12 protein-coding genes and 1 riboswitch are annotated in these 12,899 nt (G+C 54.7%); all 12 genes read left to right on the top strand.

Translation table 11 applies throughout. The annotated features are described in order from the left end of the window. Nucleotides 1-12: 12 nt before the first annotated feature. On the top strand, nt 13-1,536 hold the full coding sequence (locus tag HY868_24210; GenBank protein ID MBI5305257.1) for a hypothetical protein: 1,524 nt from the start codon (nt 13-15) through the stop codon (nt 1,534-1,536). A gap of 9 nt (nt 1,537-1,545) precedes the next feature. Continuing rightward, nucleotides 1,546-2,370, top strand: a complete 825-nt coding sequence (locus HY868_24205; protein MBI5305256.1) for an ABC transporter permease — start codon at nt 1,546-1,548, stop codon at nt 2,368-2,370. Beyond that, the gene (locus HY868_24200; protein MBI5305255.1) at nt 2,348-3,586 is read left to right on the top strand and encodes an ABC transporter ATP-binding protein; all 1,239 of its coding nucleotides are present in this window, start codon (nt 2,348-2,350) and stop codon (nt 3,584-3,586) included. Before HY868_24205 ends, HY868_24200 begins: the two co-directional genes overlap by 23 nt. Nucleotides 3,587-3,590: 4 nt before the next feature. Then, complete coding sequence (locus HY868_24195; protein MBI5305254.1) at nt 3,591-4,982, top strand: glycosyltransferase family 2 protein; 1,392 nt, start codon at nt 3,591-3,593, stop codon at nt 4,980-4,982. Then, nucleotides 4,979-5,476, top strand: a complete 498-nt coding sequence (locus tag HY868_24190; protein ID MBI5305253.1) for a hypothetical protein — start codon at nt 4,979-4,981, stop codon at nt 5,474-5,476. The genes HY868_24195 and HY868_24190 overlap by 4 nt, the downstream gene beginning before the upstream one ends. A 5-nt stretch (nt 5,477-5,481) precedes the next feature. After that, the gene (locus HY868_24185; GenBank protein MBI5305252.1) at nt 5,482-6,675 is read left to right on the top strand and encodes a glycosyltransferase family 4 protein; all 1,194 of its coding nucleotides are present in this window, start codon (nt 5,482-5,484) and stop codon (nt 6,673-6,675) included. Nucleotides 6,676-6,684: 9 nt separating this feature from the next. Next, the gene (locus HY868_24180; protein MBI5305251.1) at nt 6,685-7,782 is read left to right on the top strand and encodes a glycosyltransferase family 4 protein; all 1,098 of its coding nucleotides are present in this window, start codon (nt 6,685-6,687) and stop codon (nt 7,780-7,782) included. After that, nucleotides 7,763-8,251 (top strand): hypothetical protein, encoded by a 489-nt coding sequence (locus HY868_24175; GenBank protein MBI5305250.1) that lies wholly within the window; start codon nt 7,763-7,765, stop codon nt 8,249-8,251. Before HY868_24180 ends, HY868_24175 begins: the two co-directional genes overlap by 20 nt. A gap of 7 nt (nt 8,252-8,258) precedes the next feature. After that, on the top strand, nt 8,259-9,425 hold the full coding sequence (locus HY868_24170; protein ID MBI5305249.1) for a glycosyltransferase family 4 protein: 1,167 nt from the start codon (nt 8,259-8,261) through the stop codon (nt 9,423-9,425). Next, a complete protein-coding gene (locus HY868_24165) occupies nt 9,422-10,483 on the top strand; it encodes a glycosyltransferase family 4 protein (protein ID MBI5305248.1) in 1,062 nt (353 codons plus the stop codon). Before HY868_24170 ends, HY868_24165 begins: the two co-directional genes overlap by 4 nt. A 210-nt stretch (nt 10,484-10,693) precedes the next feature. Further along, nucleotides 10,694-12,316: a radical SAM protein gene (locus HY868_24160; protein MBI5305247.1), complete on the top strand. Its 1,623-nt coding sequence runs from the start codon at nt 10,694-10,696 to the stop codon at nt 12,314-12,316. Nucleotides 12,317-12,451: 135 nt separating this feature from the next. Next, nucleotides 12,452-12,543: riboswitch (cyclic di-GMP riboswitch) on the top strand. Between the two features lie 138 nt (nt 12,544-12,681). Beyond that, nucleotides 12,682-12,899, top strand: a 218-nt coding sequence (locus tag HY868_24155; GenBank protein MBI5305246.1) for a VCBS repeat-containing protein, incomplete at its 3' end; no start/stop codon positions are given.

Genomic DNA, 12,899 nt, shown 5'->3' with positions numbered 1-12,899 from the left:
TAAGGGGTACACATGTGGACACGGCGAATTGGTTTCGTTCTTGGATTATTGATCGTTGGGCTTGCGTTGCTCGTGCTGACGCGTTGGGATACGGAGGAACCTGTCTTCGCCCACGCGCCGGTCGCTAAACCCAACGCCGCATCAACGATCTTTTTGCCGTTCGTTTCGCAAACGTATACAACCACTCCCGCGCCGCTATGGCGTTTCGGCATTGATAAACTTCGTCGCGCGCTCACGGATTACGATACACAAGACTTGGCGGCGCTGCGGTTAAGTTGGTATGTGGATTTTGGCGCGGCAGGCGCGCCGATCACCGCGCTGGGTATTGATTATTTGCCCATGGTGCGCGTCAAGCAGTGGAAAAAGCTAGCGAATGGAACGCCGACCCTGTGTTGCGTGGATTGCGCCTATTTAACGCCCTATTCCTACACCGTCTCTCTTAGCACGAGCCAAATTCAATCGCTCGCGGCAAGTCGTCCGGGGATGACGTGGATGATCGGCAATGAAATGGAGCGGATTGATTGGAGCGGACTGAACGGTACTTGCGCGGGACAAGATGAAATGCTTCCCGAAGTGTACGCCCAGGCATATCACGATGTGTACACGACGATCAAAAATGCCGACGCGACCGCGCAGGTTGCGATCGGCGCGTTGGTGCAACCCTCGCCCTTGCGGCTCAAGTACTTGGATCGCGTGTGGGCGCAGTACGCGATCAGTTATACCGTGAATATGCCAGTGGATGTGTGGAATATCCACGTCTATGTGTACAACGAACAGAAAGGAAGTTGGGGCGCGGATATACCCGCCGGGTTAACGGAAACGGTCGGTACGGTCTACCAGATTCGCGATCACAAGGATTTCACGAAAGCCGCGACCATGATCGAAGGATGGCGGACCTGGATGAAGAATCATGGTCAACAGAACAAACCGCTGATCACGCCAGAGTATGGTGTTGTGCTTCCCGAATGGGTTCAGGATCCGCCGGGGGTGACCCAGTTTTCGCCAATCCAGGTTCGCGATAGTTTCATGTATCCCTCGTTCAATTATTTCTTGAATCAAACGAACGCGAGTCTGGGTTACCCGGCGGATGGAAATCGCCTCGTGCAACGGTGGGCGTGGTGGAGCATGGATTATGACGATGGCACGTGCGATCCAACCGATGGTTTGTTCTATCCGGATAACAATGGTAATTTGTTCTATTCCGGCATGGGACCCGGCTCGCCGCCGACGAATTGTCCGTATCCAGCTCAGGGAATTTCGCCCTTGGGGGCTTATTGGACGCAATATGTCGGCGCGTTACCGGCGGGCGCAGCGAAACCGTACGCGCCAGTGCAACCGCCGGTCGCGGCACCCCAAGTCGTCGCGTCTACGCCGGTTTTGAACGTTGCGCCCGAATCGGCGCAATGCTTTGCGAGTTCCCAAGCCCGTGCGCGCTTGTTGCAAGCGTTGCCCAGTCGCGCGACGCCAGCCGGTCAGCAAGCGTGGGTGTCAGCGCTTTCCAAGTTAACGCCCGGCACGCGCATCTGCGCGCCGTAATAAATCGTCATGCGAACCGTGTCCGATTTCTACGATTCGGCGCATCGTCCGCCGGCGATGCTCGAGGAATTGCGCGAGGTCGTGCGCTATCGCGATTTGCTCGCGCAACTCGTCGTGCGTAATTTGACGGTGCGCTACAAACGATCCGTCCTGGGTTTAGCATGGACAATGCTCAACCCGCTCTTGATGATGACGATCCTCACTATCGTCTTTTCGAATGTGTTTCGCATCGCACTCGAGCATTATCCCGTCTACGTCTTGTCCGCGCTCGTGTTGTGGAATTTTTTCTCACATGCGACGTTGACTGCCATGTCCGAGTTGGTGTGGGGCAGTGGATTGCTTCAGCGCATCTACGTGCCGCGCACCATCTTTGCGCTCGCGGCGGTTGGCACCGGCATGGTCAACCTGGTGTTGGCATTGGTCCCGCTCGGGTTGATCGTCCTCGTGTCTGGCGTACCGTTGCGTCCCGCGCTCGTTTTCTTGCCCATTCCAATTTTGCTCACGGCGCTGTTCGCGCTCGGTGTGGGACTCGTCCTGTCCATATTGGCGGTGTCGTTCGCCGATGTCGTTGACATTTATCAGGTCGCGCTGACCGCGTGGTTGTACCTCACGCCGATCATTTATCCCAAGGAAATTATTCCCGCGAACCTGCAATGGTTCTTTTTGCTCAATCCGATTTACTACCTCCTCGAAATTTTTCGCCAGCCCATTTATGCCGGCGTGTTGCCCTCGTTCGAAATGATCGCCGTCGCGAGCGCGATCGCGGTGGGCGCGTTCGTGATTGGCTGGTGGTTCTTTGCAAGGAATGCGGATGGACTGGCGTACCGAATCTGAGCGCGACACGGCGATTCGCCTCGACGATATTTCGGTGTGCTATCGCGTGCCGCATGAACGCATTGCCTCGCTGAAAGAACACACGATCCGTTGGCTGCAAAGACGCACACAAACCGAACAGTTTTTGGCGTTGCGCGAGGTGACACTCGACGCGCGCCGCGGCGAGATGATCGGCATCATCGGCAGAAATGGCGCGGGCAAAAGCACCCTGCTCAAAGTCATCGCGCGCGTGTTGCGTCCAACCACCGGGCGCGTTCGCATTGCCGGCGCGGTCGCACCGTTGTTGGAATTCGGCGCGGGTTTTCATCCCGAGTTGACCGGGCGCGAAAACGTTTTTTTGAATGGCGCGTTGCTCGGCTTTTCGCGCGCCCAGATGCGCGAAAAATTTGATCGGATCGTGGACTTTGCGGAATTGTGGGAGTTTATTGATGCGCCCCTCCGCACATTTTCGAGCGGGATGGTGGCGCGCCTCGGGTTTGCGGTGGCGACCGATGTGGAACCGGAGATTTTGATTCTCGACGAAGTGCTCTCGGTGGGCGATGCCGAATTTCAACGCAAATCGTTCGAGCGCATTCTGTCTTTCCGCGCAGCGGGCGCGACGATTCTTTTCGTATCGCACAATCTCGACGCGGTGAAATCGTTGTGCGAACGCGCGATTTGGTTGGAACATGGGCGCGTCGTCTCCGATGGTCAAGCCGGCGCGGTCGTGGATCAATATCAATTTGGCGAGGGAATGAAACCGCGCGCGCGCGGATCGATCGCGCCGGAACAACGCTGGGGCACGCGGCGAATTGAAATCACGGACGTACGAATCAAAGGAGACAACGGCGAAGAGCAAGCCATGTTCGCGACCAGCGATTCGTTGAAGTTGGAGATAGATTATTGTGCGCACCAACCGACCGCCGCACCGACGTTCGGCATAGCGATTCATCGCCACGATGGGATGCATATTACGGGTCCAAACACATCGTTCGCCGGTTTTCCTTTGCCGATGCTCGAAGGACGCGGCACTGTCGCGTTTACGATTCCGCATTTACCGATGTTGGAAGGATTGTATCACATTTCGGTTTCGGCGCACGCGACGGATAATCCGGAAATGTACGATTATCACGACCGCGCATATCCGTTTCGAATTGTGAACGCGGATGGATGTCGCGAGCGGTACGGTTTGGTGACGGTGCGCGGCAACTGGTCTCACATCAAACAGGAACGTTGAGCCAATGCGGTTTTCGGTTGTCGTCTTGGTGTGGAATGGCGCGCGTTTTCTCGACGCGTGTTTGCGCGCGTTGCTCGATCAAGACGCGAGTGCCGAGATTGTCGTCGTGGACAATGCTTCGACCGACGACTCGGTTTCGATTGTCCAAAAATTCGTTCCGCGCGTGTGCTTGGTGCGGAACGATCACAATTTGGGTTTCGCCGGCGGAAATAATATCGGCATTCGCGCGACGACTGGGGAAATCGTTGTTCTCCTGAATCAAGACACGGCAGTCAAGCCAGGATGGTTGCGCGCGATTGCCGATACATTTGCCGATCCTGGGATTGGAATTGTCGGATGTAAGGCACTATACCCGGATGGGCGCGGGATCCAACATGCGGGCGGCGTTGTTCAACCCGCGACGGCATGGACGCATCACATCGGTTGGGGCGAGCAAGACCAGGGTCAGTACGATACATTGACCGAGCCGGATTACGTTACCGGCGCGGCGTTTGGAATTCGGCGGCAAGTTTTGGAACGCCTCGGCGGGTTGGATGAAAAATTCCATCCCGCGTTTTATGAAGAGGTTGATTGCTGTTACCGCGCGCGGCGCGCGGGATTTCGCGTCGTCTATCAACCGCGTGCGGTCCTGGATCACTACGAGACCGCGACGTTGCCAGCCGCCAGCCACGCGCGCGTGCTTGCCTATCATCGCAACCGCGTACGCTTTGTGCTTCGGCATTGGAATGCGCGCGAGTTGGCAGAATTTTTCAGCGCCGAGCACAGGGCAATCGAAATCGCCGGTCTGATTGACGATATGGTGGCGTACTCACGCGCGTACTGGGATAATCTGCTCGCTTATCCGCTCATCGCGTCCCAGCGCAAAAATGATTCGACGTTGGGCGCGCGGCTCACGCGCGGCGAGAGCCGGCATGTGATCGAATCGCTCCAGTCGCTCCGGCAACTAGCGCATTCGCGCGTTGCGGCGCTGATTATGCGACAGTCGGCGTTGGCACAACAAAAAGTTTCTGCGCCGGAGTATTTGCCGGTTTTGCAAAGCGCGTTGCCGGAAACGATTGATCTCGCCGGGTTGTACACGCACATCGAAGATTTGGAAAATCAATCTGCGCTGAAATTGCCCCGCTCGAATTCGCACGTCCCGGTGGTTGGGCGAGTGATTGATGCGTGCCTGGATTTTTGGGCAAGGCAAGTGATGCGCTACTATCTCGAACCGGTGCTGCGGCAACAAACGATTTTCAATTTGCGGACGTTTCGCGGGCTGGCGACTTTAATGCGCGCAACTGATGCCTTGTCACGTCTTCAGCAATTGGACAGCATGGATGAGGCAAGCGTAGCGGATGCGATGCTCGCGATGCTAGATCATGCGGAAACCAGCGCGGAACGGAGCGCCAAATGACAGATGATCAGCGCGGCATTGAGATTCGCGATGCCGAGATCAACGTCGAAGAGATTATGCAGCGCGTACGTGCCCGTATTCGTGAGCGGCGCGCACAAGCGAACGCGCAGGGATTGGAGTATGATGCGTTGGTGGACGCGCGCGCGCCACGCGTTGCCACAGATCAATCGGATGCCGATCTCAGTTATGATTTGCGTCAATTGCAGACCAGCGCGGACGCGATCCTGGTATCGCTGGCGATGCGCGATCGGCAGATACCGTTTTTCAACTTTGTTTTCTATCGTCTGGAAAATTTGTTGCATCGCCTCGTGGTCAAGTACGTGAATCAGATGGCAGGGCGACAGGTGGTCTATAACACAGCGGCAGCGAATGTCATCTCCGTGCTCGTCCAACGACTGGAGCTGGCGCACACCCGCGCGCAGAAACTAGAAAACGAGGTGAGCGCGTTACGCGAGCGCGTGGCTGAACTGGAACACTCGCGTGAGGCAGGTTGAACGCGATGGCGCGCTGGCGAATCGGTTTGGTCGTACCGCGGTACGGACGGGATATTTTGGGAGGCGCAGAAAGATCGTTTCGTATCCTTGCAGAACAGTTGATCGCGTCGGGCTTGGCGGATGTAGAAATCCTGACGACGTGTGCGCGCGATCATTTGACCTGGCAGAATGAATTGCCCGCCGGTGAAACGATCATCAACAACGTGCCGGTCAACCGATTTCCCATTGCGCACGAACTACGCGATGCGGCGCGTTACGAAGCGGTGCATTTGCGTTTGATGCACCAGCAAACACTTTCGCCGGACGAACAGTATGAATGGGTCAGCCAGAGCGCGCACAGTCCAGAACTGTACGCGTATCTTGAAGCGCGCGGACGGTCGTTTGATTTTCTGATCTTTGGACCTTATCTCTTTGGCACGACCTGCTACGGATCAGCGATCTACCCGGAGCGTTCGATCCTCTGGACGTTTCTCCACGACGAAATCTACGCGCGTCTGATTCCTCTGCGCGACATGTATCGCGCCTGCCTGGGCGTGATGTTCAATGCGTACCCCGAATCGCGCTTGGCTCAACGCCTGTACGGAGCGCATCCTGGTGGTCGAGTGGTCGGCGTCATCGCGAATCTTGAATCGGCGCAACCGAATGCGGAACGATTCAGCGCGCGCTATCATTTGCGCGAGCCATTCATTCTTTACGCGGGTCGTTTTGAGCGCGGCAAAAATATCGCGCTACTCGCCGATTATTTCTTGGAGTACAAACGCCGGCGCGGCGGCGCGACCAAGTTAGTATTCATGGGTTGGGGACCTGCACACATTCCGCGCCATCCGGACATTGTGCGTTTGGGTTTTGTGGACGAGCAAACCAAATGGGACGCGTATGCGGCGGCGACCTTGCTCTGTCAGCCCTCGCTCAACGAAAGTTTCTCGATTGTGATGATGGAAGCATGGCAGAGCGGTACGCCGGCGCTGATCCACGCGGATTGTGACGTGACGCGGTACAATGTGATCCAAAGTAACGGTGGATTGTATTTCCGCGATGAGGATGAATTCCAAGCCGCGCTCGATTTGCTTTTGACGGACGATGCGCTGTGTCGCCGATTGGCTGAAAATGGCAAGCGATACGCGCAATCTGAATACAGCGCGAACGCGGTGCTGGAACGATTTGAAATGGCGCTCACACATTGGCGCGCGTTACAATAGAGTTTGGGAATGCAACCGCGCGCGATTCATCAGATTCTTCCATTCTTTGGTTATGCCGATGCGATTGGCAACCTTGCTTTGATGCTTCGTCGCGTGTCGCGCGAGTGGGGTTATCCGTCCGAAATTTTCGCGGAGGTTTGGGAGCCGCGCCTGGCAAAGGAATGTCGTCCGCATTACGCCTATCGTCAGTTTAGCCATTCCGACAATCTGTTGATCCTTCACTACTCGGTCGGCGGACAAGTCAATCACTTCGTCTTGAATCTGCCGGATCGCGTCGTGCTCTATTATCACAACATCACGCCCGCGCATTATTTCTACGCGGTGAACGGCGACCTGGCGCGGCGTTTGGAAGAGGCGCGTCGCGATCTGCCGTTCTTTGTTGAGAAAGCATTTGCGATTGCGGATTCGCCCTTTAACCAACATGATTTGGAGCAGATGGGTTTCCGCGTGCTCGGCGTCGTGCCGCCGATTTTCTCGTTGGAGCACATACCGTCGTCGCGCTTGACCCAGATTGATTTAACCTGGGGCAACTCCGAAACAAGGTGGTTGCACGTTGGACGATTAGCTCCCAACAAATGTATTCACGATATCGTCAAGGCGTTTTATTTTTATCATACCTGGATTACTCCGCGTTCGCGCCTCTGGTTGGTCGGCACGATAGAGGGAATGCAGAAGTACGTGGATGCGCTCCATCGCCTCGTGGCGCGATTGGGCTTGGATGATGCGGTCGTTTTCACGGGACGCGTCGAGACTGTGAAACACTACTATCAAATGGCGGACGTGTACATTTCGATGAGCGAGCACGAAGGTTTCTGTATTCCTCTGATCGAAGCGATGCGCTGTGATGTTCCTGTCCTTGCGTATGCTTCGACCGGTGTGCCGTCCACGTTGGGAGACGCCGGTGTCTTGATTCGGCGAAAAGAATATCCGGTCATCGCCGAAATCGCGCACGAAGTAATCGCGAACGATTCGTTGCGAACGCGTCTAGTCAGTCGCCAACGTGAGCGCCTTGCCGCGTTTGCGCCGGAGGTGGTGCGCGCACTATTTCGTGGGTGCTTGGATCGGGCTTGCAATTTAGGAGAAAGAAATGAACCAAGAACTGGCTGACAACTTGATCGAGATACACGACCCAGAAATCAATACCGCCGAAATTATGGAACAGATTCGCGAACGAATTCGCCGGCGGCGCAAAGAACTTGGGTATGAAAAGCGCGTCTTTCCATCGTTCGGCGGTACGGCTTTTCCCGGCGAGCCGGACGATATTGGTTATGATCCGAATCTCTACCATCATCTTCGGTTAGCCAACGAGACTTTTGCGAACGTAGAAACCGGCGCGCAATTGCCCGCGACGCGCGCGACGCGCATCCCGATTTTTGGATCCGTGTGGCAGCGTGCCCGCGCGTATTTGCATCGGATCGTCCTATTCTATGTCAATCGTTCGATTGAACATCAGGTCAACGTGAACCGGCATTTGATTAGCGCGCTGAATCAATTGACCGCGTTGAGCCAAACCCAACAACGGCAAATCATGGCGCTCGAAGCCGAGTTGAAACAGTTGCGTTCGCAAAAGGATTGAGCGCGTGATGCGGATTGCAGTTGTCGTTCTACGTTACGGTCAGGATGTCGCCGGCGGCGCAGAGAAACTGGCAATGGGTTTTGCCGAGGAATCGGCGCGGCGCGGTTGGATGGTCGAGGTTTGGACAACCTGTGCGCGCAGTCATTACACCTGGGAGAATGTTTACCCCGCCGGCGCAGAAACCATCACTGGCGTTCTGGTCCGGCGATTTCCAATCACCTGGTGGGACCACGCTCATCGGTCCCCGTTGGAATTTTGTCTCAATATTTTGGGGACTCTCCCAATCGCCGATCAACATGCTTGGTTAGAAACCGGCGCGCACAGTACTCCACTTTATAAATATATCGCTAAACATGCAAAAGAATTCGATGCGGTGATTGTTTTACCTTACGCGCTGCCGCTTTCGCATTACGCGGCGTGGTCTGCGCCGGAGCGAACCGTACTGGTACCCTGTCTGCACGATGAACCGTATGCCTATTTGGAGTTTTCTCGCCTCTTGATGGAAAGCGTGAGCGGTGTTATATTCAACTCGCCGGAAGAAAGCGCGCTTGCCATGCAGGTTTTAGGAATCCTACCGCAACATCATGCGGTCTTGGGAGCCGGCGTTGCGTTGACTCCGTTAGTAGATAACGCAAGCGATCATCCGCGCTGTGATCTTTTGTACATTGGACGATTAGAACATGGGAAGAATGTTCATCTGCTTTATCAGTTTGTTCAACGATATGTTGACAACGGTGGTGAAATTCGACTTGTCGTGCTAGGCGATGGACCGGTGAAACCGCCGGTTCATCCGGCGTTCGATTTTCGTGGATTTGTTTCGGAGCAAGATAAAGCAATTGCGTGCGCGTCGGCCTTGGCGCTGTGCCAGCCATCGGCAAACGAGAGTTTTTCATTTACGATCATGGAATCGTGGGCGAATGGTCGTCCAGTTCTGGTGAATGAGGAATGTCCCGTAACCCTGGGGCATGTTCGTCGGTGCGATGGTGGATTATGGTACCGCGACTATGATGAGTTTGTCGGCGCGGTCGAGTGGCTCAAACACAATCCTGGGTTGGCGAATCGAATGGGCAAGCTGGGCAGGGAGTACGTTCAGAAAAACTATACCTGGGAAACGGTCGTGGATCGGTTCGAGCGGATTATGGCGACGTGGACCGCGGAGAATGTAAAAACGTGACCGCGCTAAACCAGGTGATTATCGGCGCAACCCGCGGTGATGCGATCACGGATGAAGCATTCATAGTACGCCGTTGGGTGCGGGAGATGGGTTTCGCGTCCGAGATTTTCGCGCAGTACATTGACCCGGCGCTGGAGGATCAGGTTCGACCGGTAACGACCTGGCGACCCCAATCGAGTGACGAATGGTTGATCTATCACCACAGCATCGGTTCTTCCGTTGCCGATCTATTGATGGCGGCATCACTCAAGTTGATCTTGATTTATCATAATGTCACGCCGCCCGAATTTTTCACGACGATCAATCCCGCGCTGAATCGCGAGATGATTCAAGGACGCGAACAACTGCTGGCATTGCGTTCGCATACCAGGTTGGCGTTAGCCGATTCGGCATTCAACGAAACCGATTTGGTCGCGGCTGGCTTTTGCAAGACCGGTGTCTTGCCCATCGCGCTCGATGAGGGTAGCATCAATTTGCCGGCAAATCAGGATCTTTTGGCGCGCTATGGGCATCAGCGTCCCAGTTTACTTTTTGTCGGTCGCCAAGTGCCCAACAAAAAGCAAGAAGACCTGCTCAAGTTGTTGTATTTCTATCGGCGGGTCGAACCGCGCGCGCGACTGTTTCTCGTAGGCGATGCATGGATGCCGGCATACGCACATTGGCTGCGCAATTTGACGATTGATCTGGATTTGGATGACGCGGTTGTCTTTGTCGGCAAAACCTCGCAACAAGACCTGGTCACCTATTACCAGTTGGCGGATGTCTATGTTTCGATGAGCGAGCACGAAGGATTTGGCAAGCCGCTCATCGAGAGCATGTACCTGGGTCTACCGGTGCTGGCGTATGCCGCCGCGGCAGTGCCAGGGACGCTCGGCGATGCGGGTGTCCAGTTTCATTGCAAGGATTACGAAGCACTGGCAGAGGTGCTAGATGTCCTGGTGCGCGACGACACACTGCGCCATCGCATCACCGCGCACCAACGCGTGCGCGTCAAATCATTTCTCGAACCGCAAGTCCGGCAAACGTGGCAGACCTTTCTCGGCGATTTATTCGAGTAAATAGCGAACGGTGATTTCGAGTTGGAAAACTATTCTATTGGAGTTTAGACTAATCTTCGATTCTAGCTATATTTTTAGCTTACAAGAGCCGAAAAATAGCGGGAAATCGCCTGTTTTCTGCAGTTAGTCTAAACTCCAATATTCTATCCGTTCGTGTTTTCAGCCCGGCGCATCGTGCGCGAGGACTGTCTAGATACATCAGAGGATGAAATGACCATTGAGTTCTTTGAAGATACAGATATCTACCAGGCGCATTACTTGGAGGAGATCCCTTATCCGAAACTGGTGATGCTGGAGACCAGTTCGTTCTGTAATTTGCGTTGTCCCATGTGTCCGCGCACCATTGGCAAGAGTCCCAGCGCGGGGACGAGCGGTCAAGAATTCGGCAACTTGAAAATGGACCTGCTCGACCGATTGGACGGTCTTTTCCGCAATACACGGAGCGTCGTGCTCTCCTGGTTTGGCGAGCCGCTCATCAATAAACAATTGCCCGATATCGTGCGGCGCATCAAAACATATAACTTGAGCGTTCACATCACGACGAATGGAATGTTGCTCACCGAACGCGCGGCGGAGGAACTCGTGCGCGCCGGTCTAGACCACATGGCGATCTCGATGGATGGGGCTGACCCGGAAACGTTTCGACGCTTGCGCGAAGGCGCGGAGTTGGAGGTGGTGAAGCAAAACATTCTTAACTTGAATCGCGTCAAGCGACGCCTGGGATCGGCGACGCCGCATTTGCAGGTCGCGTTTGTCGCGATGCCGGAGAATGTGCTGCAGTTGCCGGATATGGTTCGCATGGTGGACGAATTGGATATTCGCAATTTTACGATTGGTCCCTTGGATGATTTTGCCTTAACCAAGGAATTTAGTCTGGCAAGCAAAGAACCGGTGGGATCCAAAGAACGGACGCGCCAAGCGTATCGTGAAGCGCGCGAGCTGGCGCAAAAGTTGGGGATCGTGATTGGCTTGGAATCGCCCGCGCGTTTCTATCACGAGATGGGCAATCCGCCGCCAGAATTCGTCATCGCGGATCGCTTCTTTCGCACGGATTACACGCCAGAGCAAACGACCGACCTGGGTTTTCGCAAGGGCTGTGGCGTGGCGTGGTTAGACACTGTGATCGGTTACAATGGCGATGTGCATCCGTGCTGTGTGTCCGGACGCATCCTCGGAAACGTATATGATAAATCGTTTGAAGAAATCTGGTGGGGATCGGAATATCGCGCGTTCAGAGCGACATTGAAAGGGACTCATGCGCCCGTCGAATGTCGCAGCTGTCGGCGTGCAAATTGGACTGGTTCGCATCGGCTCGCCGATGTGAGCGATGCCATGGTGGTGGGTCAGCACGAAGTGCATGGGCAAGGATGGACTTCCATTCAAACAGATACGACCGGACGCGCGTACCGCCAGATTGATCGGGCGAGTACATTGTTTTTACGCTATGCTGGGCAACCTTATTTGGATGTCGAACTGGGCACGTATGCGCCAGTAGGTACTCCATGCCAGATATCCGTCAACAATGTAGACTTGGCGCGCTTCCAAGTTCATGCCGGCTGGAATCATTATTACTTGCGATTGCCCGATCTCGGAAAAAATGATTTCCTCAAGGTAAAAGTAGAGAGCATTGTGCCGGCACAGGTGCTGATTCGCGCCGCGCGCTTGCAGCAAGTTGATCAGCGTGTTTGGTGGGAGCGCGCGAATGGATCGTTGCCGATGAAATACGTGCAGGGTTTGTGGTACGCGGGAAGGCATTATGTTTCCAGACGTGCACCGTGGTTGGCGCGGTTGTACCGGCGTACGATACGAAAAGCAATCGTACAGCAATACTAGAGTTTCATCGTTGCCAGACCAGTTGAAAAAACCGGGACATTACCCACGATGTCCCGGTTTTTTTCATATACCCATGTCCTATTGAAATCTTTGTAATTGGTGACATAATTTGGTTAGAAAGTACTAGTTTAAAAACACCGATAATGGCAAACCCGTCGAAAGGCGGGGACGCAAAGCTACGGGTCTAAAGTGTCGCGCTCTAACACGATGATCGCCGAGCCGCCGAAGTGGAATAGGAAGACGTCCAGGTCTGTCATTCTGCTATCGCGGCATGACAGACCTTTTCGTTTGTCATCCCAGGAGATCTTGTTTTGATGATTTCCGGTTTGCCATGATTGTAAGTGAGTAAACTCATGGGAGTAGATATGTTCCACAAGCAGCTCACAAAATACATTTTGATAATTGGAGCCAGCATCTTTATCTCCGTGCTTATCTTTGTCAATGCCGAACCTGCCCTCGCGGTGAATGCAGTGACGCCGGTGTTTACGCGCCAACTGGGTGGCGGGAATGCGGGCTATGTGCGGCATTCCTCGCCCACGCTCGCCGATTTGAATGGCGATGGGAAATTGGAGATCATCGTTGG

The sequence above is a fragment of the Chloroflexota bacterium genome (assembly GCA_016219275.1).
In the GTDB taxonomy this organism is placed as follows: domain Bacteria; phylum Chloroflexota; class Anaerolineae; order UBA4142; family UBA4142; genus JACRBM01.
The sequence above is the reverse complement of the archived record's forward strand: the minus strand, read 5'-3'. Positions and strand labels throughout refer to the sequence as shown.

What these genes read in the sequence shown, in the direction of transcription:
- HY868_24190 (MBI5305253.1), top strand. Translation starts at nt 4,979, where the DNA reads ATGACAGATGATCAGCGCGGCATTGAGATTCGCGATGCCGAGATCAAC.
- HY868_24200 (MBI5305255.1), top strand. Translation starts at nt 2,348, where the DNA reads ATGGACTGGCGTACCGAATCTGAGCGCGACACGGCGATTCGCCTCGAC.
- HY868_24195 (MBI5305254.1), top strand. Translation starts at nt 3,591, where the DNA reads ATGCGGTTTTCGGTTGTCGTCTTGGTGTGGAATGGCGCGCGTTTTCTC.
- HY868_24175 (MBI5305250.1), top strand. Translation starts at nt 7,763, where the DNA reads ATGAACCAAGAACTGGCTGACAACTTGATCGAGATACACGACCCAGAA.
- HY868_24180 (MBI5305251.1), top strand. Translation starts at nt 6,685, where the DNA reads ATGCAACCGCGCGCGATTCATCAGATTCTTCCATTCTTTGGTTATGCC.
- HY868_24205 (MBI5305256.1), top strand. Translation starts at nt 1,546, where the DNA reads ATGCGAACCGTGTCCGATTTCTACGATTCGGCGCATCGTCCGCCGGCG.
- HY868_24210 (MBI5305257.1), top strand. Translation starts at nt 13, where the DNA reads ATGTGGACACGGCGAATTGGTTTCGTTCTTGGATTATTGATCGTTGGG.
- HY868_24170 (MBI5305249.1), top strand. Translation starts at nt 8,259, where the DNA reads ATGCGGATTGCAGTTGTCGTTCTACGTTACGGTCAGGATGTCGCCGGC.
- HY868_24160 (MBI5305247.1), top strand. Translation starts at nt 10,694, where the DNA reads ATGACCATTGAGTTCTTTGAAGATACAGATATCTACCAGGCGCATTAC.
- HY868_24185 (MBI5305252.1), top strand. Translation starts at nt 5,482, where the DNA reads ATGGCGCGCTGGCGAATCGGTTTGGTCGTACCGCGGTACGGACGGGAT.